The sequence below is a fragment of the Pseudarthrobacter sp. 902506025 genome (assembly GCF_040702325.1).
Taxonomy (GTDB): domain Bacteria; phylum Actinomycetota; class Actinomycetes; order Actinomycetales; family Micrococcaceae; genus Arthrobacter.
The window spans coordinates 246,762-270,709 of sequence record NZ_JBFBKW010000002.1; the positions used below are offsets into that span (position 1 = coordinate 246,762).

The 23,948-nt window shown below is 66.7% G+C and carries 24 protein-coding genes; 11 read left to right on the top strand and 13 right to left on the bottom strand.

Annotated elements, in window-relative coordinates:
- Positions 1–26 precede the first annotated feature (26 nt).
- Entirely contained in the window at positions 27–1,283 is a 1,257-nt protein-coding gene (locus AB0280_RS04955; protein ID WP_307491443.1) for an SLC13 family permease, read from the bottom strand.
- 269 nt (positions 1,284–1,552) lie between these two features.
- Between AB0280_RS04955 and AB0280_RS04960 the strand changes: the two genes are divergently transcribed.
- Positions 1,553–1,831 carry a hypothetical protein gene (locus AB0280_RS04960; RefSeq protein ID WP_307491445.1) on the top strand — a complete coding sequence of 93 codons (279 nt, stop codon included), beginning with the start codon at positions 1,553–1,555 and terminating at the stop codon, positions 1,829–1,831.
- Positions 1,832–1,833: 2 nt separating this feature from the next.
- Positions 1,834–2,766, top strand: coding sequence for a threonine/serine dehydratase (locus tag AB0280_RS04965; protein ID WP_307491447.1), 933 nt, complete (start codon positions 1,834–1,836; stop codon positions 2,764–2,766).
- Between the two features lie 40 nt (positions 2,767–2,806).
- On the opposite strand, the gene AB0280_RS04970 is transcribed toward AB0280_RS04965, so the two are convergent.
- Positions 2,807–3,160: a hypothetical protein gene (locus AB0280_RS04970; protein ID WP_307491449.1), complete on the bottom strand. Its 354-nt coding sequence runs from the start codon at positions 3,158–3,160 to the stop codon at positions 2,807–2,809.
- Positions 3,161–3,316: 156 nt separating this feature from the next.
- Between AB0280_RS04970 and AB0280_RS04975 the strand changes: the two genes are divergently transcribed.
- Positions 3,317–4,231: an SMP-30/gluconolactonase/LRE family protein gene (locus AB0280_RS04975; protein ID WP_307491451.1), complete on the top strand. Its 915-nt coding sequence runs from the start codon at positions 3,317–3,319 to the stop codon at positions 4,229–4,231.
- A 71-nt stretch (positions 4,232–4,302) separates the two neighbouring features.
- Here AB0280_RS04975 and AB0280_RS04980 read toward each other — a convergent pair whose 3' ends face one another.
- From AB0280_RS04980 to hisC, 3 genes are all read right to left on the bottom strand, one after another.
- Complete coding sequence (locus tag AB0280_RS04980) at positions 4,303–4,944, bottom strand: NADPH-dependent F420 reductase (protein ID WP_307491453.1); 642 nt, start codon at positions 4,942–4,944, stop codon at positions 4,303–4,305.
- Positions 4,945–5,029: 85 nt separating this feature from the next.
- Positions 5,030–5,719 carry a YitT family protein gene (locus AB0280_RS04985; protein WP_370871800.1) on the bottom strand — a complete coding sequence of 230 codons (690 nt, stop codon included), beginning with the start codon at positions 5,717–5,719 and terminating at the stop codon, positions 5,030–5,032.
- The gene (hisC, locus tag AB0280_RS04990; protein ID WP_366366338.1) at positions 5,716–6,834 is read right to left on the bottom strand and encodes a histidinol-phosphate transaminase; all 1,119 of its coding nucleotides are present in this window, start codon (positions 6,832–6,834) and stop codon (positions 5,716–5,718) included. The genes AB0280_RS04985 and hisC overlap by 4 nt, the downstream gene beginning before the upstream one ends.
- An 83-nt stretch (positions 6,835–6,917) precedes the next feature.
- Between hisC and AB0280_RS04995 the strand changes: the two genes are divergently transcribed.
- Positions 6,918–7,400 carry an Lrp/AsnC family transcriptional regulator gene (locus tag AB0280_RS04995; RefSeq protein ID WP_224023186.1) on the top strand — a complete coding sequence of 161 codons (483 nt, stop codon included), beginning with the start codon at positions 6,918–6,920 and terminating at the stop codon, positions 7,398–7,400.
- A 245-nt stretch (positions 7,401–7,645) separates the two neighbouring features.
- Positions 7,646–9,640 carry a rhamnogalacturonan lyase gene (locus AB0280_RS05000; protein WP_307491687.1) on the top strand — a complete coding sequence of 665 codons (1,995 nt, stop codon included), beginning with the start codon at positions 7,646–7,648 and terminating at the stop codon, positions 9,638–9,640.
- A 73-nt stretch (positions 9,641–9,713) separates the two neighbouring features.
- Here the strand turns inward: AB0280_RS05000 and AB0280_RS05005 are convergent, their stop codons facing one another.
- The 3 genes from AB0280_RS05005 to AB0280_RS05015 all read right to left on the bottom strand — a co-directional run bounded on the left by AB0280_RS05005 (position 9,714) and on the right by AB0280_RS05015 (position 14,389).
- Positions 9,714–10,655: an SRPBCC family protein gene (locus tag AB0280_RS05005; protein WP_307491456.1), complete on the bottom strand. Its 942-nt coding sequence runs from the start codon at positions 10,653–10,655 to the stop codon at positions 9,714–9,716.
- A gap of 138 nt (positions 10,656–10,793) precedes the next feature.
- Entirely contained in the window at positions 10,794–11,522 is a 729-nt protein-coding gene (locus AB0280_RS05010) for a polysaccharide deacetylase family protein (RefSeq protein WP_307491459.1), read from the bottom strand.
- 227 nt (positions 11,523–11,749) lie between these two features.
- Complete coding sequence (locus AB0280_RS05015) at positions 11,750–14,389, bottom strand: Tat pathway signal sequence domain protein (protein WP_366366340.1); 2,640 nt, start codon at positions 14,387–14,389, stop codon at positions 11,750–11,752.
- 316 nt (positions 14,390–14,705) lie between these two features.
- Between AB0280_RS05015 and AB0280_RS05020 the strand changes: the two genes are divergently transcribed.
- The gene (locus AB0280_RS05020) at positions 14,706–15,317 is read left to right on the top strand and encodes an NADPH-dependent FMN reductase (RefSeq protein WP_224023178.1); all 612 of its coding nucleotides are present in this window, start codon (positions 14,706–14,708) and stop codon (positions 15,315–15,317) included.
- 131 nt (positions 15,318–15,448) lie between these two features.
- On the opposite strand, the gene AB0280_RS05025 is transcribed toward AB0280_RS05020, so the two are convergent.
- Positions 15,449–15,925: a sensor histidine kinase gene (locus AB0280_RS05025; protein ID WP_366366342.1), complete on the bottom strand. Its 477-nt coding sequence runs from the start codon at positions 15,923–15,925 to the stop codon at positions 15,449–15,451.
- A 200-nt stretch (positions 15,926–16,125) separates the two neighbouring features.
- On the opposite strand from AB0280_RS05025, the gene AB0280_RS05030 reads away from it, so the two are divergent.
- A complete protein-coding gene (locus AB0280_RS05030) occupies positions 16,126–16,878 on the top strand; it encodes a ZIP family metal transporter (RefSeq protein ID WP_159630406.1) in 753 nt (250 codons plus the stop codon).
- Here AB0280_RS05030 and AB0280_RS05035 read toward each other — a convergent pair.
- The gene (locus tag AB0280_RS05035) at positions 16,856–17,569 is read right to left on the bottom strand and encodes an ABC transporter ATP-binding protein (protein ID WP_366366344.1); all 714 of its coding nucleotides are present in this window, start codon (positions 17,567–17,569) and stop codon (positions 16,856–16,858) included. The genes AB0280_RS05030 and AB0280_RS05035 overlap by 23 nt on opposite strands.
- 31 nt (positions 17,570–17,600) lie before the next feature.
- Positions 17,601–18,629 carry an ABC transporter permease gene (locus AB0280_RS05040; protein WP_366366346.1) on the bottom strand — a complete coding sequence of 343 codons (1,029 nt, stop codon included), beginning with the start codon at positions 18,627–18,629 and terminating at the stop codon, positions 17,601–17,603.
- Positions 18,630–18,796: 167 nt separating this feature from the next.
- Here AB0280_RS05040 and AB0280_RS05045 point away from each other — a divergent pair, with 167 nt between their 5' ends.
- The 4 genes from AB0280_RS05045 (at position 18,797) to AB0280_RS05060 (ending at position 22,786) form a co-directional block, all read left to right on the top strand.
- Positions 18,797–20,107: a sensor histidine kinase gene (locus AB0280_RS05045; RefSeq protein ID WP_307491469.1), complete on the top strand. Its 1,311-nt coding sequence runs from the start codon at positions 18,797–18,799 to the stop codon at positions 20,105–20,107.
- Positions 20,104–20,763 (top strand): response regulator, encoded by a 660-nt coding sequence (locus AB0280_RS05050; protein ID WP_159630414.1) that lies wholly within the window; start codon positions 20,104–20,106, stop codon positions 20,761–20,763. The genes AB0280_RS05045 and AB0280_RS05050 overlap by 4 nt, the downstream gene beginning before the upstream one ends.
- A 116-nt stretch (positions 20,764–20,879) precedes the next feature.
- Complete coding sequence (locus AB0280_RS05055) at positions 20,880–22,493, top strand: AMP-binding protein (RefSeq protein ID WP_307491472.1); 1,614 nt, start codon at positions 20,880–20,882, stop codon at positions 22,491–22,493.
- Positions 22,494–22,600: 107 nt separating this feature from the next.
- Complete coding sequence (locus tag AB0280_RS05060) at positions 22,601–22,786, top strand: hypothetical protein (RefSeq protein WP_141159249.1); 186 nt, start codon at positions 22,601–22,603, stop codon at positions 22,784–22,786.
- Positions 22,787–23,007: 221 nt separating this feature from the next.
- Here the strand turns inward: AB0280_RS05060 and AB0280_RS05065 are convergent, their stop codons facing one another.
- A complete protein-coding gene (locus AB0280_RS05065; protein ID WP_364401756.1) occupies positions 23,008–23,319 on the bottom strand; it encodes an antibiotic biosynthesis monooxygenase family protein in 312 nt (103 codons plus the stop codon).
- A gap of 27 nt (positions 23,320–23,346) precedes the next feature.
- Positions 23,347–23,865: a GNAT family N-acetyltransferase gene (locus tag AB0280_RS05070; RefSeq protein ID WP_366366349.1), complete on the bottom strand. Its 519-nt coding sequence runs from the start codon at positions 23,863–23,865 to the stop codon at positions 23,347–23,349.
- Positions 23,866–23,948: the final 83 nt, after the last annotated feature.

Sequence of the window (23,948 nt, forward strand, 5' to 3'; positions counted from 1 at the left end):
CGCCAGCGGCGGGGTGAAGTGCAGTGCTACATGATGTTGGTGGGTACCAGCAGCGCCCAGGCCAGGGCCGGAGCCACCATCACCACGCCGCCGGCATAGAACGTCAGCTGCTTGTAGACCCGTTGCCGGTCGTGATCCCGGGCATTGGCCACCACCAGTGCGCCATCAGTGGAGAAGGGGGAGACGTCGACGACGGTGGCCGCGATGGCCAGCGCGGCCACAGTTCCGGAGGCGCTGAGGGAGCTCGTGGCCAGGAGGGGTCCGGCCAGGGGTATGAACGCGGTGAGGAGAGCCGTGGAGGAAGCGAAAGCAGAGCCCACACCGATCACGTAGCACAGGACCAGTGCGATCAGCAGCGGCGTACCCAGGGCCAGGGCCTGCCCGGCCAGGGTATCGATGACGCCCACGTGCTCCAGCAGGGAGACGTACGTGATCATCCCGGCAACCAGCAGGACCGTGGACCAGGAAATGCCGCCGATGAAGGTCCTGTGCTCCTTAATGTTGATGAATGCCAGGAGCAGGCCTGCGGAGAGGGCCACAAAGCCGATGGGCAGGTGGAAACCGAGCGTGGCTGCCAGCATCACGGCGATCAGGACCAGGGTCAGGACCTGCTGGCCGTGCGGGCGTCCGGTGGCGGAGGTGTCGATGTCCGCGTGCTGGCCCGCGGTGCCGTCACGCAGCCTGCCGATCAGGGCGAACAGGACGATGGTGAGCACCGAGAGGATCAGGTTCAGGGCGAAACTGGCAGTGAACAGGCCGCCCTGGGAGATAGGGAAGTGGTTCTTCAGGGCGATGTCATGCACCAGTACACCGGCAACGGACAGCGGAGAGAAGCCGCCGGCGTGGGCGCCGTTGATGATGAACGCGCCCATGAGGACGGGGTGGATCCTCGATTCGTAGGCGAATCCGATGGCCGCGGGAGCGAGCAGCGCGACGGCGGCGGGCGAGAACGTGCCGAGCGAGGTCAGCGCGGCGGCGATCAGGAAGAACACCCACGGCAGCAGCAGGGTCTTTCCGCGGACCATCCGCACGCAGCCCTTGACGATGATGTCGATGGTGCCGTTCCGCTGGGCCATGCTGAAGAAGTAAGTGACGCCAATGATGGTCAAGACGATGCTGGCGGGGAACTCCGCCAGGATCTCCCGGTCGGACATTCCCAGCATGAAATAGCCGACGCCGAAGGAGGCTACCAGCCCCATCACCCCGATGTTCAGCGGCCATTTGGTGGCGATGACGAACATCGCCACGAGGATCACCAGCGGGATGATCTGGACAGCTGTCATGGCAGGCTCCGGTCTCATGGCGGCTGCCTGGTTGAACATGCCACCGGTCACGGGGGCAAGCACTCGGGGTGCGGCTTGCCCATGGAAAGCATCATGACATTCCATTTGCCGCTGCCGGGAGTCGCGCGCCGGGCTGGCGGGAATTGTGCGCCGGGTTGCCGGAAATTGCGCGCCGGAAGGGGCCGACGGCTGCCTCGAGACCGTAGGCTGGAGCCCCGGAAGGGGGTATCCCCGGCCGGGCAAGCAGTTCCCAGGTGAAAGGCAGGACCATGACCGTTTCCAGCGACGATCCCCAGAACACCGCAGACCTCCGGGGCCCGGGCGATCCGGACGAAGCCAGGGAGGCCGCCAAAAAGGCACCCCAGTCCGGGCAGCACCCCGAAAAGCCGGGCGCGGCGAACATCCGTGAGGAACAGCTGGTCCACGCCGCCGGAACCGTTCCGGCCTCGTATGTTGGTGGCGGGGACGCGGCCGGCGGCAACAAGCCGGAGGAAAGCAAGCCGGAAGAGGCGCTGGGGGAGCCGGGTACCTGGGACGACGAAGTCTAGGCATGATCTCCCGCACCGACATTGACCAGGCCGCGCGCCGGACCGCCGGCCTTATCCGCAGAACGCCCGTGATGGAGGCGGACAGGGGCCTGTCTGACGGCCAGGTCTGGTTCAAATGCGAGTTCATGCAGCACACGGGCACATTCAAGGCCCGCGGCGCGCTCAACCGCATCCTGGCAGCCAAGGAGCGCGGGGAACTCAGGGGTGGCGTCGGCGTCGTGGTGGCGTCCGGCGGAAACGCGGGGCTGGCCAATGCCTATGCCGCCAAGCAGCTGGGGGTTCCGGCCACCGTCTTTGTCCCGGAAGCCGCGCCCGCCGTCAAGGTCGCCAAGCTGAAGGCCATCGGTGCCACCGTGGTGCAGGGCGGGGCGGAGTACGCGGCCGCCTACCAGGCCGCCGTGGCCCATGCCGGGGAAACCGGCGCGGTTTACTGCCACGCCTATGACCAGCCCGAAATCGCTGCCGGTGCCGGAACAGTGGGCTCGGAGCTGCTGGAGCAGCTGCCGGACGTGGACACCGTCCTGGTGGCAGTGGGCGGCGGCGGGCTGATGGCGGGGGTAGCCGCCGCCGTCGAGGGCGCCGCGAAAGTGGTGGCCGTGGAACCGGAAACAGCGCCAACCCTGCACGCCGCCCTGGCCGCCGGTGGGCCGGTGGACGTCGCCGTATCGGGTGTCGCGGCCGACTCCCTGGGTGCCCGCCGCGTAGGCGAGATCGGCTTCTCAGTGGCGGTCCGCTGCGGCGTCGAAAGCGTCCTTGTCAGCGACGCGGACATCATTGCCGCACGCTCGGCACTCTGGAACGACTACCGGATCGTGGTGGAACACGGCGCTGCAGCGGCCTACGCTGCGTTGACCTCCGGCGCGTATGTGCCGGGGACGAACGAGCGCGTTGCCGTCATCCTCTGCGGTGCCAACACGGATCCGGCCACGCTGTGACGCAGCCCGGGCGAACGGGACGCCCGGGCAGATCAGCTGACTACTGGCCGCCGGCCTGGCCGCAGAACTTGCTGTAGGTGCTGCCGGCCTCCTGGTAGCCGGACTGCAGATCGGCAAGCTTGTCCTTGTCCGGGTTCTCCTTGACCTGTTCGTCCGTGTACGCGAGGATCGAGGCCAGGGCAGGCTTGAGGTCGTCCGAGGCCACGGCGTGGATGGGACGGATCTGGTTGGCGAGGTTGTTCATGCCCGTCTTGCCGGCGTTGTTGGCGGGGTTCGACACAACGGCCTGGATCCGCTCGCAGGTCTCAGCGGTGGTCAGTTGGTGTGTGGCGGTGCAGGCCGTAGCGGAAGCAACGAGGCCGGCGGCAAACAGGGCTGTGGCGAATTTCTTCATGGGTCCCTCGGTAGTGGTCAGAGGTTTCGATTGTAAGCAGATTGGGTACCCCCATGCCTTCGCAAGCCCAATACCGGCGCTTAAACTGGCAGAACCAATCGTGCGGAGCTTCCGCAGATGGGCCCCGCGCGCATCAAACCAGACTAAGGAACCAGCATGCGCCGAACAGCACGCCGCCGTGCCGCCGCAGGACTTGTCGCCCTGCTTTCACTGCTCCTCCCCACAGCCGTTCCGGCGTCGGCCGCGCCCCGATCAGGGGAGATAGTGCTCGACGGCGCCACCTCCGCGGAGGGCATCGCGGCGGGGGAGGGGAGGACTTTTTACGCAGGGGAACTCACCACGGGTGATATCTTCCGCGGTGACCTCCGCCAAAGCACCGCCACCCGCTTCATCCACGCCCCCGAAGGGCGCGCAGCCGCCGGAATGAAGGCCGATCCCTGCCACAACCTGTTGTTCGTGGCGGGCGCCACCACCGGCAAGGCTTTCGTCTACAACACCGACACCGGCGAACCCGTGGCCGATTTTGACCTGGCCAAGGGATTTATCAACGACGTCACCCTGACCAGCGAGGGCGCCTGGTTTACCAATTCGGCCGCGGCGGAACTCTACTTCCTGCCGGTGGGAGAAGACGGTGAACTGGGCACGGTGAAGACCCTGAAGCTGAGCGGCCCGGCGGCGGACCTCACGCCGGACTTCAACCTCAACGGCATCGCCGCCACCGAGGACGGCAAGACGCTCATCGTGGCCCACACCGCCAACGGTGCGTTGTACACAGTCAACCCGAAGAACGGCAAGAGCGCCGCGATCAAGGGTGTCAGCGTTCCCGACGTGGACGGCATCCTGGTGCATGGCGACGATGTGTGGGCGGTCCAGAATTTCCTGAACCAGATCGCCCGCATTGATCTGTCCGGGGACCTGTCCTCCGGCGTTGTGGAAGGCACCATCAAGAGCGACTCGTTCAATGTCCCCACCACCGTGGCCCTCTTCGGAAATACGCTGGCCGCCGTGAACGCGCAGTTCAACCAGCCGCCCAGCCCGTTCGAAGTGGTGTTGGTTCCGGCCCGGAAGTAGTGCCGTGACAAGAAACTGGCCGGCAGCAGGGGCTGCCGGCCAGTTTGGCCTGCGGCATCCGGAAGGACGGATCAGATGGTGCGCGGAGCCTTGGCCAGGTTGTCCTTCAGCTGGGTGGCGGTCTGCCGCTTCACGTAGGCCGGACGGTCCCGCTCCACACGCCAGCTCTCTGAGAGCGGGCCCACATTGACGGTGTCGAAACCGAACTCGTCGTAGAGGCGGGTCACCAGTTCGGCTGCTTCCGGATAGTCGCTGGCGGTGGCCAGGGCCCGCCGGTCGGCGGTGCCGGCGGGTGATCCGTCGGTGGTGATGTCCTTGGCCATGATGTGGTTGAAGCCCTTGGCCACCTTCGACTGTGGGAGGTGCTCCTGCAGCAGCCCGGAGGTGGTGGCCTCGCCGTTGTCCAGGGCGGGGATCCTGCTGTCCCGCTCCCAGTAGTAGTTGTTCGTGTCGATCACAACCTTGGCGGCCAGCGGCTCCGCCGGGACGTCCTTGTAGTTCTTCAGGGGCACTGTCACCACTGCGAAGTCGCCCGCGGCTGCGGCTTCGGCTGCGGTGGCCGCCCGGGCCTTCGGGCCAAGCTCAGCCACCAGGTCCTGGAGCGTCTCCGGCCCGCGGGAGTTGCTGATGACCACGTCGTAGCCCAGTTCCACGGCCTTCCGTGCGACCTGGCTGCCAATATGTCCTGCACCGATGATTCCGATTGTTGTCATAGTGGCGGCAACAGCGGTCCCCGTGCAGATATTTCAGCCGGTTCCCGGGAATAAAAGGGCTGGGCTCTGGCTACTTTCCGGCCACCTATTTGCCCAGGTAGCGGCCCGGGCGGTGGTTCAGCGCAAGGATGAGGTTCAGCAGCGTGGCACCGGCGGCGGACAGCAGCACCAGCAGCGGAGGCACCAAAACAAGCGATGCCAGCACGATGGCAACGTCCAGCACCATCTGCACATACCCGGCGCGCCAGTTCAGCTTCTCCTGCAACAGCAGGGCAAGGATGTTGAAGCCGCCCAGGCTGGACTGGTGCCGGAACAGGATCAGGAGGCCGACGCCGGCGAGCAGGTTTCCGCCCACCACGCCGTACACCGGGTCGAGGTGCAGTGACCCCATCGCGGCAGGGTGCAGGCTTGCCATCACTGACACGAGGGCGATGGCCGCCCCGGTGCGGAGGGCGAAATTCCAGCCCTTCTTCCAGACCGCCAGCGCGAAGAACGGCAGGTTTACGGCGAAGAAGATGACACCAAACGGCAGTGCAACGGAGTAGCTGAGCAGCAGCGCCAGGCCCGCGGTGCCGCCGGTGACCGCGCCGCTGGACTTGAGGAGGAATAGGCCCAGTGACGCCGCAAAGGTGCCGGTGAGGATGCCCAGGACGTCCTCTACCACCGAATGGCGGACGGCCGACGGCGGCACGGGACGTCCCGCCGTCGGCTCTTCCGGGTGCGTGGCCGGGGCAGTAGTGGTTGCGTCAGCGCGTGTTTCCGTGGAGGTGCTCACTGGGCGGCGCCCGCCCCAGGCAGGAACCGCCCGCGGTCTGCCAGGACTGCCAACACGCGGTCATTAGTGGCGGCATCGGCCAGGGTGATGCGCACGCCGTCCACCGCGTAGCCGCGTGCCAGGATGTCGGCCTGGGCCAGCGCGTCAAGAAGTTGCACGCGCAGCTCGTCCGAAGCCCGCAGCCAGTAGAAGTTCGCCTGGCTGTCCGGGACGTCCCAGCCCAGGCCCCGAAGTGCCCCGATCACGCGGGTCCGTTCCTGCGCCACCGCCTCGGTGCGCTCAAGGATCTCGTCCTCCGCAGCAAGCGAAGCGACCGCGGCAGCCTGCGCCATCCTGTTGACGCCAAACGGAACGGCCGTGCGCCGAAGGCCTTCGGCGATCTCCGGCCGGGCAATGGCGTAACCGATCCTCAGGCCAGCCAGTCCGTACGCCTTGGAGAAGGTCCGCAGGATGCAGAGGTTGGGGTAGCGGCGGTAGAAGTCCAGGGAGTCGACGCCCGGGCCGCGCTGGAACTCGATGTAGGCCTCGTCCAGGACCACCAGCACACGCGGGGGAACGGACTGGAGGAACTCCTCCAGCGCCTCCGCGCTGATGGACACCCCGGTGGGATTGTTCGGCGAGCACAGGATCACCAGCCGGGTGCGCTCCGTAATGGCCGCAGCCATGGCCGTGAGATCGTGGTGCTCATCCGCCAGCAGCGGCACGGGGACCGAAACCGCGCCCGCCACCTCCACAAGGATGGGATATGCCTCAAAGGACCGCCAGGCGTACACCACCTCGTCCCCGTGCGAGCAGACGGCGGAGATGATCTGCTGCAGCACTCCGGAGCTTCCCGGTCCGGCGGCAACCTCATCGGCGCTGACACCGAAGTGCCCGGCAATAGCCTCCCGTGCTTCCACCGCGCCCATGCTCGGGTACCGGTGGATCCTGCCGCCCTCTGCGGCAATCGTGTCGACGACGGACGGCAGGGGAGTGAAGTGGCTTTCGTTCGAGGCAAGGGCCGCGGTCAGGGCTGACTGGGCGCTCTTGCCGGCCACGTAGGCGGGAAGCTGGGCGACGGCGGCGCGGACCTCTGGTGCCGCGGCTTCTGGAAGGGTGCTGGTCATGGACGGCATGATGGGTGAAATCAGGACGTCTGCGCAACAGAGGAGGATCGAGCAGGACAGATCCAGCAGATGTTATCTCCAGAAGTGGCAAAATGCTCACTATGCACCTCATTGATGCCCTTGACGCAGAGATCCTCCTCACACTCGACCGGGACCCGCAGGCTACTGTCCTGTCCCTCTCCCGCACGCTGGGCGTGGCCCGCAATACGGTGCATGCCCGGCTCCGCCGCCTCGCAAATGACGGCAGCCTGGCACCCTTCAGCCAGCGGGTGCGGACCGAGGCTCTTGGCCTGCCGCTCATCGCCTTCATCTCGATTTCCATCAGCCAGTCCTCCAGCGACATTGCCGTGGCAGCGCTGCAGACCATCCCGGAGATCATCGAAATGCATGCCACCACCGGCGATGCCGACCTGCTGGCCAAGGTGGCCGCGAGGGACCCGGCCGACCTGCACCGGATCACCAACGCGATGCTGGCGATTGACGGCGTCGTTCGGACCAGCACCGCCATGTCCCTGGTGGAAGTGATGCCCACCCGCACGGTGCCCCTGCTGCAGGCGGCCGCAAAGAAGCAATAGGCGTTAGAGGCACAGAAGCAATCGACCTAGAACAAATTCTCCCATTTCCTCACGGTCAAACTCTTGACCATTCTTGTAAAGCACTGATAAACCTAAAGGGCAGAAAGCGCTTTCCTCGGTGCTTGCACCTCCTCAAAATCACTCGTGAGAAGGATGCGCGGCATCGAATGAAACGTTCCAAACTGTTGTGCGGCAGACTCAGCTGCCGCCGCATCAAAGGAGATGTTCTTTTGGCAAACCCCTCAATGTGTTCCCCGAAATTCCCGGCGGGCAGGGCGCGGAAGGCTGTGCCGGCTGCCGCGGCGGCCACGCTCGCTGCAGCAGCGATGGCCTTGGCCGGCGTCCCGTTTGCTGCCGCTGATCCCGGCCCGGGCGGCCCGGCCGCTCCGGCTGCCCGCGCACACTCCGGCCTCACGCGCCAGGTGGAGAACTTGGACCGCGCCCCGGTTGCCGTCCTGACGGACAAGGGGGTCAGCCTGGGCTGGCGGATGCTGGGCCTGGACCAGGACAGTGTTGGCTTCCAGGTCATCCGCGACGGCATCCTCATTACCCCCGAGCCCATCCGGGACACCACCACTTACCTTGACCCGGCGGGAACGGCGGACTCCAGATACGTGATCAAGACCGTAGGCAACGGCAACGGGCAGGACAAACTCAGCGCCGAGTTCAGCCCGCTGGCACAGAACTACCTCCCCATCAAGCTGGACAAGCCGGCTGACGGCGTCAGTAGGGACGGAAAGCCATACTCCTACAGCGCCAACGATTCCAGCGTCGCCGACCTTGACGGTGACGGCGCCTACGAGATCATCCAGCTGTGGAACCCATCCAACGCGCAGGACAACTCCAAGTCCGGGTACACCGGCAACGTCTACGTTGACGCCTACAGGATGGACGGCACCAAGCTGTGGCGCATCGACCTGGGCCGCAACATCCGGGCGGGCGCCCACTATACGCAGATGCTGGCCTACGACTTTGACGGTGACGGCAAGGCCGAGGTGGCGTTCAAGACCGCGGACGGAACCACCGATGCGGCGGGAACCGTCATCGGTGATGCCGCGGCCGATTACCGCACCAGTGCCGGCTATGTCCTGTCCGGGCCGGAATTCCTCACGGTGTTCAACGGTGCCAGCGGCACCATCATGGACACCGTTCCCTACGATCCACCGCGCGGCGCTGTATCCGCGTGGGGCGACAACTACGGCAACCGCGTGGACAGGTTCCTCGCCGGAGTTGCCTACCTGGACGGTGAACACCCGTCCATGATGTTCAGCCGCGGCTACTACACCCGCACGGTGCTGGTCACCTATGACTTGGTGGACGGCAAGCTGGTGAAGCGCTGGAAGTTCGATTCCGATGTGGCCGGAGCCGAGTACAAGGGCCAGGGCAACCACAACCTCTCCGTTGCGGATGTGGACCAGGACGGCAAGGACGAGTTTGTTTTCGGTTCCATGACCATCGACGACGACGGCACGCCGCTCTACAACACCAGGCTGGGCCACGGTGACGCCGTCCACACGGGCGATCTTGATCCCTCCCGGCCGGGGCTCGAAACCTTCGCAGTGCACGAAAGCATGAGCCAGAGCGGCAACCGCGGCGCCACGTTCCGCGATGCCGCCACCGGCGAAGTGCTGTGGAGCATCCCCGCCGTCAAGGACACCGGCCGCGGCGCCACGGGCGACATCGACCCCCGATTCCCGGGTTCTGAAAGCTGGGCCGTAGGGGGCGACGCCGCGTGGAACTCCCCGGCGGGGTTCCTCATGTCCGCCAAGGGTGAGCGGATCTCGGACAAGATCCCTGCAGCCAACTTCATGGCCTGGTGGGACGGCGACCTGCTGCGGGAGATCGTGGACCACGACTTCGATGCCGTGGCCGGGTACGGCGTGCCCACCATCTCCAAGTGGAACTGGGAAACCGAATCCAGCGACCGGCTGTTGACGGCCACCGGCGCCCGCACCAACAACTACACCAAGGGCAACCCGTCGCTGCAGGCGGACCTGCTGGGTGATTGGCGGGAAGAGCTGGTGTTCCCTTCAGTGGACAGCACCGAGCTGCGGATCTACACCAGCACCTCGCCCACCCAGGTCCGTCTGCGCACCCTGATGCATGACCCGATGTACCGGACCGGCGTGGCCCGCGAAACGGTGGGCTACAACCAGCCGCCGCACCCCAGCTTCTTCATCGGCGAGGGTATGCAGGCACCGGCCATGCCGGCCGTCTTCTACGCAGGTAAGGCCAAGTAGACCGGCCGAAGACGCGAAAGCGCCGCCCGCCTTGGGGGAAGGCGGGCGGCGCTTTCTTGCGGGTCGGTGCGGGTCAGTGGCCGCCGAGGTTGCCACCCACCGGCGGAAGGCCGCCCTCGGTACCGCGGTCGTCCCCGCGCCGTTCGCCGGCGCTGAGGTTCTCGCCTTCGAGCGTCTCGTCGGACTCGCCGGTGGTGTCCACCAGGCCGTTGGTCTGGTCGAAAGCGTGCCCGATCCTGTCATCGCCCAGGTCGGCGACTGAACCGGTGGAGCCGGCCGCCGCCGTCGTGCCCGCTGCCGGAATCCCGACGCCTGCGTCGGCCGAGCCCGTGGTGGATCCGGTGGTCAGCGGTTCGGCCGGAACAACCGGCTCTGCCGGAACCACCGGGGTGGTCTCCGCGACCGTCTTGTCCTTGTTGCTGCTGGCTGCCATCGCCGCTGCTGCACCGGCGGCTGCGGCAATGCCGACGCCGGCGGCAACCTTGCCCGAAACACCGGCCTTGCCGGAATCGCCGCGGGACGCTCCCGCGTGTTCGACGCCGGGCGTGCCAACCGCGGAGCCGGCGTTGACCGATCCGCGCCAGGCGCCGCTGGCGTAGCCTTCATCCTCGATGAATTCCTTGAACTTCTGCAGGTCCGATTCCGCCTGCCGGTCAACGACGTTCAGTTTGTCGCCCACCTTCTCCACCAGGCCTTCGGGCTCGTATTCGAGGGTCAGCCGGAGGGAGGTCTGGCCGCCGCCAACGTCCTCGAAGTCCACGGCGCCGGCATTCGTGGCGCCTTCGGTGGCGGCCCAGGCAACGCGCCGGTCCGGGACCTGCTCCAGGATTTTGGCTTCCCATTGCCTGCGGACGCCGCCGATCTCGGCCACCCATTCCAGCCGGTCGTCACTGAGCTGCGTGACGCTCTTGACGCCGCCCATGAAGTGCGGGAACTCCTCGAACTGGGTCCACTGGTTGTATGCGGTGCTCACCGGTACGTTCACCAGAATGCGTTTTTCCACCTTCGTGCTCATAACGTCTCCTTCGCTTTGTTACCGGGGGCTGACGACCAGGAAGAAATCATCAGCATGCTTACCAACATACCTATTAGGTGCTTCGGATTCCAGAGCGGTGGGCAACGAAAAGGTGAAACGTCCGAAAGGCGGCCTTACTCAGGGCGCCACCACAACGCCATAGGACCCTTCGTTGAGCGCGCTTGGTTTGTTGGAAGGAGCCACCACGCCGAACTCGTAGCCCTTGGCCCGGATGGCGTCGATGGTCCTGGACAGGTAGTCCCACTGCGAGGCGGGGCAGGACAGGACGTCGTTGCCGTCGTGGAGCAGGATGATTGCACCCGGGGCCACCTCATCCAGCACGTACTTCTGGACTCCAGCTGCGCCGGGGCACTCGAAGTCGCCGGGCTCGCCGACCTCCCAGTGCCACTGGATGCCGCCGCTCATGCCGAGGCTCCTGATGTATTTGAGCGCGTACGGGGTGCTGTTGCCGAACGGGAAGCGCATCAGCACGGGTGTTGTACCGGTGATGGTTTTGAGCGTGGCGTTGGTGCGGTCAACTTCCTGCTTCTGGTTCGCCTGGGAGAGCTCGGGGAAGTTGGCGTGGTCCCAGGAGTGGTTGCCAATCACGTGCCCCTCGTCCCTGATCCGGCGGACAAGGTCCGGGTACTGTTGGGCGTGTGAGCCCTGAATGAAGAATGTTGCCTTGACGTTCTTTTCCTTGAGGACGTCGAGGACAAAGGCGGTGCGCTCGGCGGATGGCCCGTCGTCAAAGGTCAGGCCGATCAGCGGCTTGTCGGCGGCATGGGCTGATGCGGGGGCCCCGGCGACTAAGGCCAGAATCAAGCTCAGGGCAGCCAGGGCCATGACCGCAATCTTGCTTTTCATGGTGCTCTTTCCCTTCCCAAGGCTGCTTTCAACCTTGTTTAGGTGAGCACCCTATGACCGCCTTAAAGGGGGTGTAAACAGGTGGCAGGCGTCGACTGCGTAACTTCTCCTGCCTCCCAAAATGGCGTAATTCCGGGCGTTACCTAAGCGTTGCCTGGAAGGGAAAAGCGGACGACGGCGGCACCAGGCCGGGTGCCGCCGCCGCGGTTTTGGCCGGGCCGGTTGAGTCAGTCCAGGTACTGGCCTACCAATGCAAGGTTCTGGATGACGGCAAGCCCAAACTGCGCGGTGTCATTGGTGGAGACGGTGGGCGCCTCATCCACCGGCTGCAGCACGAATGGGGGCCTGATCCGCCGCAGCGAGAACGCTGATCCGTGGTTCAGGTGTTCTCCGCCCTCGGCAAAACTCTCCCAGGCCCGGGCTGCCAGGTCACGATCCTGCAACCTTGCCGCCGCGTAGGCCGTCAGACGGCTGTGTGCCTGGGTCAGGTGGATGCCCTCCAGCGCCTGTCCTACCGCCTCGACCTGCTCCTCCTTCGTGGCCAGGAACAGTCGGCAGTATTGCAGCCAGGCGTGCTCGAACTGCGGATCAGGGGCCAGGTCCACCAGCTCACTGCAGATCTCCACCAGCCCGAACACCGCGCTGAGGTGCGACACCGAAATCTGCTCCCGGCCGGTGTCGAACCGTCCCTTGTCCAGGTCATACAGCGCCTCGCCGGTGAGGAAGCCGTACTTGAGCGCGCCGATGTCAGCCATGGTGCCCAGCAGCCGGTCGCGGGAGCGGGGGTTGCCGGTACGCTCCCAGTCGGTGAGCCAGGTGGCGGCGAGCGAGCCCCAGTCTGTCCCGAGACCCACGCCCAGGGCGCCGCGGTTGGGGCGGTAGGTGGCGGCGTCCGGGCGGACTTTGCGGACGGGGTCCAGCCCCAGGAAGTTTTGGTCGCTGTGCACCAGTTCGGTCAGGAGGTCGCCGGTGCGCTCGTCCGCCGTCAGGTAGTAGTAGAAGCGGCGGTAGGCGGGGGTGCTGATCCGCAGCTGCTTGGCGCTGCAGCCCCAGTGCTGGACGTTGTGCCGGGAGCCGAGGCCTTTCCATGGGCCCAGGTGGTAGACGTCCACCTCGCCGGTGTGGCGGGTCATGGCCTCGGCGAAGCGGAAGATGTCCGCCCGGCCGGAGCGCAGGTAGGAGTACCAGAGCCAGAGGTCGGGGGAGAGTTCGGAGTTGTCCCACGCATAGCCGCCCACGTCGTACCGCCACACGTGCCGGTCGAAATCGTACGTGTGCATGACGTCGCCGTAGTTCCAGAAGCCGTACCAGCGGCGCTGCTCCACCTGGCCGGCATAGAAATCGAAGAGGAAGTCCAGTCGGTCTTCCAGCCGTGCCCGTGCCGGCGTGCTCCGGTCCACCGGGGCCCAGTCGCCGAACACACCCGCGGAATGCAGGTACTCCGGCGTGGCCTGCAGCAGGGCCGGGGTGGAAGCCGCGGCTGCATCCGCGGCCAGGCGCTCCGTAGATGGGGTGGCCTCGTAGGCGAACAGGGTGAGTTCGTGGGTCCGGGCAATGCCCGTGGGGTTGCCGAACCCCGGCTCGTGGTCCTCATAAGTGATTTCCAAGCCTTCGAGCTGTTCCTCGAACGTGTCCTGCCCCAGGCCGTCGTGGTAGAACCGCATGTCCATGGGCTGCGCTTCGGGGGAGTACAACCATGCTGTCAGGTCGGCTTCGCTGCCGGCCGCGCCGCGGATGTCCAGCTGTCCCGGGTGGGATTGCCAGAAGTCCTTGATGCCGATTCCCAGGCCGCCGTGGGTATCGCTCAAGGAACAGAAACCGGCGGCACGGGTTCCACCGGAGATGCCCACCCAGCCGTGGCCGGCAGCCGTGCGCTTGCGCAGTTCGAAACCGTCCGCGCTGAGCTGGCTGAGCGTGTAGTCACTCCACGTGGGGATCAGGTGCAGCCGGCCTGAGACCTCCGGGTTCCAGGCCTGTTCCGGGGGAGTGGCGCGTCCGGCGATCTGCGCCTCCCGCACCTCCGCCCCCGGATCCCGGCGGAGCCCGGTCAGGCCGCGGACTGCCTCGGCGAGGAAACCGCCGTCGGCTCCTGCAATGCGGATATGCCGGTTGTGCAGTTCCGCCTCCAGCGGCACGGTGAACCGTACGCCGAGTCCGGCCAAGAAGTCGCGGTCCGGGTCGCCGTCCCAGATGAAGGAGTGCACCATCCGCACGCTGCGGGCGTTGGCGTGGAAGTAGAAGCGCACCACAAAGGGCAGCCAGGACGGCCCGTTGCCGGGGCCGTCCTGGCGGTGCCGCCCTTCCAGCCGCACCACCGCGCGGACCGGGCCGTTTTGTTCGACGGCCGCTGCGGTGACCTCTCCAGTGAAGGCCTCCCGCCGGGCCGTCCCTGCCCCTTCGGGGATGCCATCCTGCACCAGGCTGACCAGCCGGGCGTCCCGGGCAACGGTCCTGCCGTTCCGGGAAAGGCTGCTGAACAGGGTGGAACCGCCGCGGTTGATGACCATCTGCAGGACGCCGGTATCCACGGTGAAGGCGTCTGCACTTTCGGTGACAGTGACTGAGGCGGAGCCCGACGACGTCTGGCTGGCCCCGGCGGGTGTGCCGGCGTCGGACGTCACGTGGTAGGTGTCCGACGGCGAGCAGGTCGCCGGGAGCGCGACGCCGGCCCACTTCAGGGATCCGTCCGGCCAGGTGGCCAGTGGCCACGCCTGGCTGGGGACGCGGGCGCCGTTGACGTCCGCAACTGCCAGGGCCTCCACCCCGGGAACTGTGCCGCGCAGGAACGGCATGCCCCAGGTGGTTCCGCCGCTGATTTCCGCAGGGGCCTGTCCGTCGATCCACTTGATGAGGATGTTGTCCGCCATGTCATCCAATTCCACTTGTTGCTGCGCGCAGAAGACCCAACGCTGCTGGGAAAGCGCTTTCTTGATTGGACTACAACGTAGTAGACCGGTGGCGTGCGTGCAAGGGGTTGTTGCCAGGCGGGACGGCCGCAGTGTCACGGGCGTTTCCGCTTCGCCGGAGGCCGGCACCGTTCACCCTCTGGCCGCAGCCGCGCTGGTGTGCTGGACTGATGAGGCACCGGGCACCAACCGCCGCTTCCGGCCCGTGCCGGGGACGGCACCATTTCCAGCCACACTCAGCCAGCCGGCGCGGACCGGCTGTTGGAAAGGATCCCTTATGGCAACGTACAAGATCGGATATTTCGTGGGCAGCCTGGCAAGCGGCTCCATCAACCGGGTCCTGGCCAAGGCCTTGATCAAGCTCGCTCCGGAGGAATTGGAATTCACCGAGATCCCCATCAAGGACCTCCCGCTGTACAGCTACGACTATGACGCCGACTTCCCGCCCGAGGGCCGTGCCCTCAAGGAAGCCATCGAGGCCGCCGACGGGATCCTGTTCGTCTCTCCCGAATACAACCGCTCCATCCCCGGCGCCCTGAAGAACGCCATCGACTGGGGCTCGCGTCCGTGGGGAACCAACTCTTTTGCCCGCAAGCCCACCGGCATCATCGGCGCCTCGCCGGGCAGCATCGGCACGGCGGTGATGCAGTCCTCCATGCGCAGCGTCCTGAGCTTCCTCGATGCGCCGCAGCTGAACGCGCCGGAGGCCTACATCACCTACAAGGCAGAAGCCTTTGGGGACGACGGCGAGGTCAAGGATGCGTCCACCGCCAAGTTCCTGGGGCATTACATGGACGAGTATGCAGCCTTCGTGGCGAGGGTCCTGGCTGCCAACGCACCGGGCCACATTGGCGACCTGGAACCGGATGCCGCCAAGCTTTCCCGGTAGTTCGGTTCTCCACCAGGCAGTTTTCCATCAGGCGGTTCCACCAGGCATACGGATGCCCGCCATCCCAGCAACGGCGGGCATCCGAGTTTATGGGGCAGGCGCGTCTGGCGCCTGCGATCCGGGCGTGCGGGTCAGTCCAGCGGAAGCGTCACCGTCACGCTGGTGCCCATCCCCGGGGTGGCGTTGATATCAACGGCCCCGCCCGCTTCCTGCACAGCGACCGCCATGAGCCGCAGGCCATAGCCGTGGTGCCGCCCGCACGTGGCGAGGTCGCTGTCAAACCCTGTGCCGTCGTCGGCCACCACCAGGCGGATGCCGTGGTCAACGGCTGCCAGCTGGATGGTGAGCGTGTGCGCAGCGGAGTACTTGAAGGCGTTGCTGAGTGCCTCGCGGGCGGACTGGTACAGGAGGGACGCGGAGTCCGCCGGGATCTCGATGCCCCAGTGTGGAGTATCCCAGTGGACCACGGTCCCGCGCTGCCGCAAGGGCGCCGTGAGCCGGTCGATGCAGCCGGCGAGGCCCAACGTGTGGAAATTTAGCGGCTGCCGGTCTGTCAGCACACCGCCCACTGTTGTGACGTCGCTGTCCAACGCTGTTCTGCTTCCCATGACGTCCTGCTCCCCACAAGCTGGTTGGTCTGATCTCTCCAGCGTGGACCCGCAAGGTATGGGGATCGTAAGGTTTGGCTCAAGATCCCATCAATTCTGCGCGCGGCGCCCCATGGGCCGGGTAGGGCCGGCTGCCCGCCCAGCGAGCCTTCCGGGATGGCCCTCTGTTTCAGTTCTGCGCAGCTGGGGACAGGATACGTATGCCTACTTGGTTGATGTCACTTGTATGGGGCACCGGTGCCGGTGCCGCGCTGGTCCTGGGAGCAGCCGTGTCCTGGCGCTGGTCCATACCGTCCAAGGTGGTGTCCACCATCATGTCCTTCGGCGCGGGCGTGCTGATCTCTGCCCTGGCCTTTGAGCTGGTGGACGAGGCCGTCAAGGGTGGCGGCCTGTGGCCTACGGTGGCAGGGTTCCTGGCCGGCGCGGTGGTGTACGTCGGCGCCAATATGCTCCTGGCCAAGGCCGGCGCCAAGCACCGCAAGCGGTCCGGAGACCAGCAGCCCTCCGAAAAAGACGATCCCGGCAGCGGCACGGCAATCGCCGTTGGGGCGCTACTGGACGGCGTCCCGGAATCCGTGGTCCTTGGCGTCGGCCTGCTGGCCGGGGGAGCGGTGAGTCCTGCCATGCTGGCCGCTGTTTTCATCTCCAACGTGCCCGAAGGGCTCTCCGGGACAGCCGGCATGAAGAAGGCCGGCCGGAGCAGGGGGTACGTGTTTGGACTGTGGGGCGGCATCGCGATCCTGAGCGGGGTGGCCGCGCTGCTGGGGTACGTGGCGCTGGAGGATGCGCCGGACGAGCTGGTCGCGTTCATTACGTCCGTGGCGGCCGGCGGCATCCTGGCCATGCTGGCGGACACCATGATCCCGGAGGCCTTCGAGGAGCATCACAACCTCACCGGGCTGACAGCATCTGTGGGGTTCCTGACAGCGTTTACGGTGCACCACTTGGGCTGAGGGCCAGGACCGGCGCCGTGAGCCTGCCGTCCCGCATGGTGGCCACCGCGTCCGTCAGGGGCACGAACTCGGTGTCATGCGTGACCATCACCGTGGCCACGCCAAACTCCGTGGTCACCTGCCGCAGCAGTCCCACGATGGCCGCACTCCGTTCATGGTCCAGCGCCGCCGTCGGCTCATCCACCAGCAGGACCTTGGGGCTTCCCATGAGCGCCCGGGCAATGTTCACGCGCTGGCGCTGGCCGCCGGAGAGCTGGTGGGGCAGCTTGTCCGCGCTCGCGGAAAGACCCGCCACGTCCAGCAGCCCCGCTGCCCTCGCACGGGCTGCTTTGGCGTTTTTTCCCCGCAGGTGGGCGCTGATGACGAGCTGTTCGACGGCGGTGAGTGACGGCAGCAGGTTGGGCTGCTGGAAGATGATGCCCACTTTTTCGCGCCGCAGCGCGGAGAGCTCCCTGTCCTTGAGGCCGGCCGTATCGGTGCCGTCAATGAGGACCTGCCCGCGGGTCGGCCGGACCAGGGTGGCGGCGGTGGCCAGGAGGCTGGATTTACCGGATCCTGAGGGGCCCACGAGGGAGACCAGCTGGCCCGCGCTTGCGGTGAGGTTGACCTGGTCCAGGGCGGTGGTGGTCCCGCCGCCGTCCGGGTATTCGAGGGTGACGTTGACCAGGCTCAAGGGAGCGGTTGTGGCCATGGTGGGTTCCTTTCGGGGGAGGGAAGAGGGATTAGTTGCCGCCGAGCGCGAGCAGCGCATCGACTTTGGTGACGCGGCGGACAGCCAGCGCGGCACCGGCCAGGCCCAGGGCAACGATCCCGACGACGGGAATCACCGTGGTGCCCACGCTCAGCTGGACGGGGGCGGCCTGGGTCATGGCGTCGCGCAGGATGTAGGTATTGGGCGCGCCCATGGCTTTCAGGACGGCGATGTCCCTGGTGCGCTGGATGGTCCAGACGCTCAGGAAGGCCACGATCACCAGTGCCGAAATTCCGTACAGGAACGCCTGCATCAGGGTCAGCGACCCGTTTTCGCTTTTGAAGGAGCCCAGGGCCTGGAAGGATCCGGTGCGCGACGCGCTGACGGTGTGGGCTGCAGCGTTCGCCGCCGCCTCATCCACTGTGGCCCCGTTCGCATAGGTGACGGCGACGACCGTGGCCAGCTGTCCGCCGTCGGACACGTGTGCCGCCTTGGCCCACGCGGGCAGCGCGGTCCACACCACGCTGGTGTGCGCGTACCACTGGTCCGGCACCACGGCCGCGACCGAAAGTTCCACGCCGCCCAAAGACAGCTTGCCGCCCTGGCCCACCGACAGGGCCTCCGCCACCGAGGAGCCCACCACGGCCGTGCCGGTGGAGACCTCCGCGGGTGGCAGCGGACTGCCCTGCGCGACGCCGAACAGGGCAACATTCGCTGTCCCCGAACCCTCCGCCGTCTGCGCCCGGGTCTGGATGATGCCCAGCGGTTCGGCGGACCGGACCCCGGGCCGGTCCTTCCAGCTGTCCACCTGGGCGGCGGTCACGGCGCTTTCGGTGAAGGACGCCTTGGGGGAGCCGGAGCCGGGGGCGCCGAAGACGATGGTGTCCACAGGGCTGGCCGCAGCTGCCCCGAGCCTGGCGATGACGGACGTGGATTGCTCGGCAAGGCCCGCGGTCAGGCCGGACAGCATGACCAGCAGCAGGGTGATCAGGGCTACGACGCCGCCCATCATGGCGAACCGGCCTTTGGCGAAGCGGATATCGCGGATTGCCAGGAACACGTTGTTTCTTCTCTCAGCAGGGGTGGATTGTTCTGTAGTTCCACCATCCCGGCCGGAGCCTCTACGGACATCGCGGGGATGGTTGATCCGCGGGCATGGAACGGTTGAGCCCGGAGTCAACCTTTCGGTTGATCCGCTCCCCGCAGTCCCCGGCATAAGCTGATGAAATGCCTGCCACTCCCTTGCCAACACCACCGGAGAAGGCCGCAGGTGTTTCCGGGCGGGGGCCGCTGAATGCCCTGGAAAACGCATCATCCGCAGCTATCCTCCGAGTCCTGCGGGTCACGCTGCACACCGGGTTCGCGCTGCTGCTGGCCGTCGGCCTGGTCCGGATGCTGATGGCGGGAGGTGCCCTGCGCTGGGTGTGGGCCAGCGCCGCTGTGGTCCTCGCTGCTGTCTACCTGGCCGGCACAGTCCTGGAAAAGCGCCATGCCGAGGGCCGGACCGTTGTGGATCCCCGCCGCTACGGTTTGCTCTGGCTGGGCCTGGTCACGGCCCTGTGGGTTTTCCTGCTGGCCGGCAGCGCCGATTTCGCCTGGCTGGCGTTCCCCATCTTTTTCCTGCACCTTCATTTGCTGCCACGGCGCGCCGCGCTCCTGACCATCGCGCTGATGACGGTGGCGGTCATCGCTTCCCAATGGGCTGCCAGCGGCGCTCCTGTCCCGCACGCTGCGGCCGTCGTCGGGCCTGTCCTGGGCGCGATCTTTTCCGTCATCACCGGCCTGGCCTACGCAGCCCTGTACCGCGAGGCGGAAAACCAACGGCGCGCGGCGGACGAGCTGCGGCGGACACGGGAGGAGCTGGCCCGGTCCCAGCACCAGGCGGGCGTACTGGCCGAGCGGGAGCGGCTGGCCCGGGAAATCCACGACACGCTGGCGCAAGGCCTGTCCAGCATCGTGCTGCTGGGCCGGGCCGCAGGGCAGTCCCTCGCCGACGGTGATCTCGCCACGGCTTCAGGGCGGCTGGCGCTGGTGCAGCAGACCGCGGCGGATAATCTGGCCGAGGCCCGCAGTTTTGTCCGCGGCCTGTCCTCACCCCAGCTGGAGGGCACCACCTTGGTGGAGGCCCTGGGACGGCTGTGCGAGAGGACCTGGACAGACGCCGAGGCCGCGGGGGCGCCCCTGCACTGCCGCCTGGAGGTGGACGGGGAGCCACAGGACCTGCCCCAGCCTGTCCGCGTTGCCCTGCTGCGGGCGGCGCAGGCGAGCCTTGCGAACGTCCGCGAACACGCCCGGGCAAGCACCGCCGTCGTCAGCCTTGCCTTCCTGGGCAGTGAAGTGACCATGGACGTGTACGACGACGGCACGGGCTTTGACCCGCCAGATCGGGAAAGTGCCGCGGGCGCAGCGGACGGCAGCGGCTTTGGGCTGCGCTCGCTGCGGGAACGGGTCGCCGCCTTGAACGGCACGCTGGCGGTGGAGTCGGCGCCGGGCGAGGGCACAGTGGTGGCCATCAGGCTCCCGGTGGAGGAACCGTGAGCGACATACGGGTATTGCTGGTGGACGACCACCCTGTGGTCCGCGCCGGGCTGCGTGCCATGCTCACCGGCTTTGAAGGCATTTCGATCGCCGCGGAGGCCCCTGACGGCAGGGCAGCGCTGAAGGAACTGGCCCGGTTGACCGCCCTGGGTGAAGCGCCGGATGTGGTCCTCATGGACCTGCAGATGGGGGACGACATGGACGGCGTCACGGCCACGGCCGAGATCCGGAAGCTCGATGCTCCGCCGCCGGTGCTCATCCTCACCACCTATGACACCGACGCGGACATCCTCGCCGCCGTGGAGGCAGGGGCCAGTGGCTACATGTTGAAGGACGCCCCGCCGGAGCAGCTGCGGCAAGCGGTGCTGCAGGCTGCCGCCGGCGGCACGGTCCTGGCACCGCGGGCGGCCGCGCTGCTGATGAACCGGATCAGCAACCCCGGCACGTCGCTGACCCCGCGGGAAGTGCAGCTGCTGGAACTGCTGGCCACGGGCCTGTCCAACCGCGCCATTGCCAGGCAGGTCTTCATTTCGGAGGCGACCGTGAAGACCCACCTGGTGCACATCTACGGCAAGCTCGGCGTGGACAACCGCACGGCCGCCATCGCTGCCGCCACGCAGCGGCGGATCATCCGGCCGCCCGGCGCCAAGGGGTGACCTGTCGGCGCATGACAGCAGGGCGCGGCATGTGACGGCGATCTCAGTGCAGTAGGTTGATTCCACCGTGTTACACATGCCGGTGCTTCAAGGTGCTGTTGTTCAAAGGAGAATGAATGTCCCGTCCGGTTCCAGCCGTCGATGCCCTTCTCGCCACCTACGGTGCGCCGGACGCCTGTGCGGCCGAGCTCCTGTGTGACAGCCACGATCCCGATGCCGTTGCCTTCACAGTGGTCGCAGCTGACCTTTCGGCGGAGGACATTACCTACGGCCAGCTGCGGGAGCGGTCGGAACGGGGAGCCGCCGCCCTGGCGGAACTGGGGGTCGGCCCCGGGGACGCGGTGGCCACCCTGATGGGAAAGTCGGCAGACCTGGCGGTTATGCTCCTGGCCATTTGGCGGCGCGGGGCCGTCCATGTGCCCTTGTTCACGGCCTTCGCGTGGCCCGCCATCGAACTCCGCCTTACCGCTTCCCGTGCCAAGGTGGTGATCACCGACCCCGACCAGCGGGCGAAGATCCAGGAAACCGGCGCCGCCGTGGTGGTTGCCGGCGAAGAAGCCTCCGCGCCGGACCTGGCGCTCACGCCGCTCCTGGCCAGGCAGCGGCCGGGGATCGCCTCCGAAGCTGTGGGAGGGGACGGCGACCTGGTCCTCATCTTTACGTCCGGCACCACGGGCGCCCCCAAGGGCGTGCCGGTGCCGGTCCGGGCGTTGGCAGCGTTCCGCCAGTACATCGAACTGGGCCTGGACGTCAGTGAAGGGGATGTCTTCTGGAATGCCGCAGACCCCGGCTGGGCGTACGGCCTGTACTACGGGATCCTCGGTCCCATGGCGGCGGGACGGCGGAACATCCTGCTGCGCCCCGGGTTCTCCCCGGAACTCAGCTTCAAGGTGCTGGAGGCGTTCTCGGTGACCAACTTCGCCGCCGCGCCTACCGTGTACCGCACCATGCGGGCCAAGGCCGGCGCCGGAACCGGGCCGTTCCAGCTTCGGCGCGCTTCATCCGCCGGCGAACCGCTGACCCCTGAAGTGATCAGCTGGGCCCGGGAGGTGCTGGGCGTTCCGGTGCGGGACCACTACGGGCAGACCGAACACGGAATGATGATCATCAACGCCTGGCATGACGATGTGAGGACGGAACTGAGGCCGGGTTCCATGGGCCGGCCCTTGCCGGGGTGGAGCTGCGCGGTCCTCAAGGACAATGCCGACGAGCCGGCCGCGCCCGGCGAGCTGGGCCGCGTCGCCGTCAACGTGGCGGAAAGTCCCATGATGTGGTTCAAGGGCTACCAGGATGCGCCGAAGAAGACCGCCGAAAGGTTCAGCGCGGACGGCAAGTGGTACCTGACCGGGGACGCGGGCATGGTGGACGCGGACGGTTACTACTACTTCTCCTCCCGCGATGATGACGTGATCATCATGGCCGGATACCGGATTGGCCCGTTCGACGTGGAAAGCGTCCTGGCCACGCATCCGGCGGTCCTGGAAAGTGCCGTGGTGGGCGCTCCCGACGAACTGCGCGGTGAAGTCCTGGAGGCCTACGTGGTCCTGGCGGATGGCACCGCCGCCAGTGATGCCCTGGTGGTTGAACTCCAGACCATGGTTAAGACGCAGTTCGCCGCCCATGCCTATCCGCGCCGCATCCACTTCGTTGCGGACCTGCCCAAGACGCCGTCGGGAAAGCTCCAGCGCTACATCCTGAGGCAGCAGCGGGCAGCGGCCCCCGACAGCTAGGCTAGCGGGCGCGGTTTTTGGGGGACGGGCAGAAAACCTCGAGCTGTTCCGGAGCCTTTTCCGGCACCGGCTGTTAGCGTTGAGGCCCAGCCACAGAAGGAGGAGCGATGTCCATCAATTCACCTGATTCACTGCCTGAGGACGAGCCGCAGGAGGATACGGCGGCCAGGAAGGGCAACCCCGACGGCGGGATCCCCGGCGGGAAAGACGGCGTCGGGATCTCCGATGGGGCCGAGCCCAACACTTTTGAGCCGGAGGAGGACCCCGACGCCTCGGCGGGCCCGGCAGACTAAAGGGCCTCGCGGACTAGAGGGCCCCGCAGATTGAAGGGACCCGGGGCCACCCTCAAAGTTCCATCAAGATTGGCCAAAGCCGCTGCAATCTGTGATTTCCGCAAGCTACCGGCCGGTAATTTATAACTGTTTCCAACGCCAGTTCCCCGGCAGGAAGCAAGGAGCCCCCGCGCTGGAGCGAGACTCGCGCGGGGGCTTCCCCCCAACGTCCGCGGCGCGGCTTATGACGCGGCTTTCGGCGCGGCGCTAACTGTTTCGAAGTGCTCCACCACCGGAAACGGCTCATAGAAGCGGTGCAGCAAAGAACGCCACTGCTGGTACCCCGGGGATCCCCTGAAGCCCACTGTATGGTCTTCCAGCGACTCCCATTCAACGAGCAGCAGGTACGTTTGGGGAGATTCAATCGAGCGCGACAAAGACATGGCGAGGAAGCCCGGCATTGAAGCGATGATGTGCCGGGCCTGGGCGAAAGCTGCCTCGAAGTCCTCTTCCCGGCCGGGTATGACCGGAAGCAGCGCGTGTTCTGTGATCACCCGCCAAGTTTGGCACGCGTTCGCCGGCTATTCGGTGTCGATCCAGTAGCGGCGCTTGCCGTTGCGCGTGTCCTCGTATTGGCCGCCGTTCTTTTCGATGGTTGCCCGCGAGCCGGCGTTGTCCTCGTCGCACGTCAGGAGAACCTGCGTGATTCCCAATGCCCGTGCCAGGGGCAGCGCATCGGCAACTGCTTTCGCGGCATGGCCGCGGCGCCTGGCGGAGGGCCGGACGCTGTAGCCGATGTGCCCCCCTTCGTTGAGGAGGTGGTCGTTCAGCCCGTGCCTGATGGCCAGGGACCCAAGGAAGGTGCCGCCGTCGGCAATCCATAGATAGGTGCAGGGCACGTAGCCCGGCTTCCGCACGGTTTCCGGCTGCGCGTCTTTGATGAGGGCATCGACGAAGCGGCCAAAGACGGCGGGGTCCTGGAGATCGTCCGGGGACCAGCCCTCGGCGCCTGCGCCGTCCAGGTGGGCACCTTGGAACTCCGCAGTTCCTTCCAGCCAGGAAGAGTGGAGGGCTGGGTCCGGGACGATGAGTTGGGCCATAACTGGATCCTATGCCGCCTGCCGGAGCAATGCCTCTGAATCCCGGCCCGCGGCAGAGGAGCGGGGAAACGTATTCCCGGGAC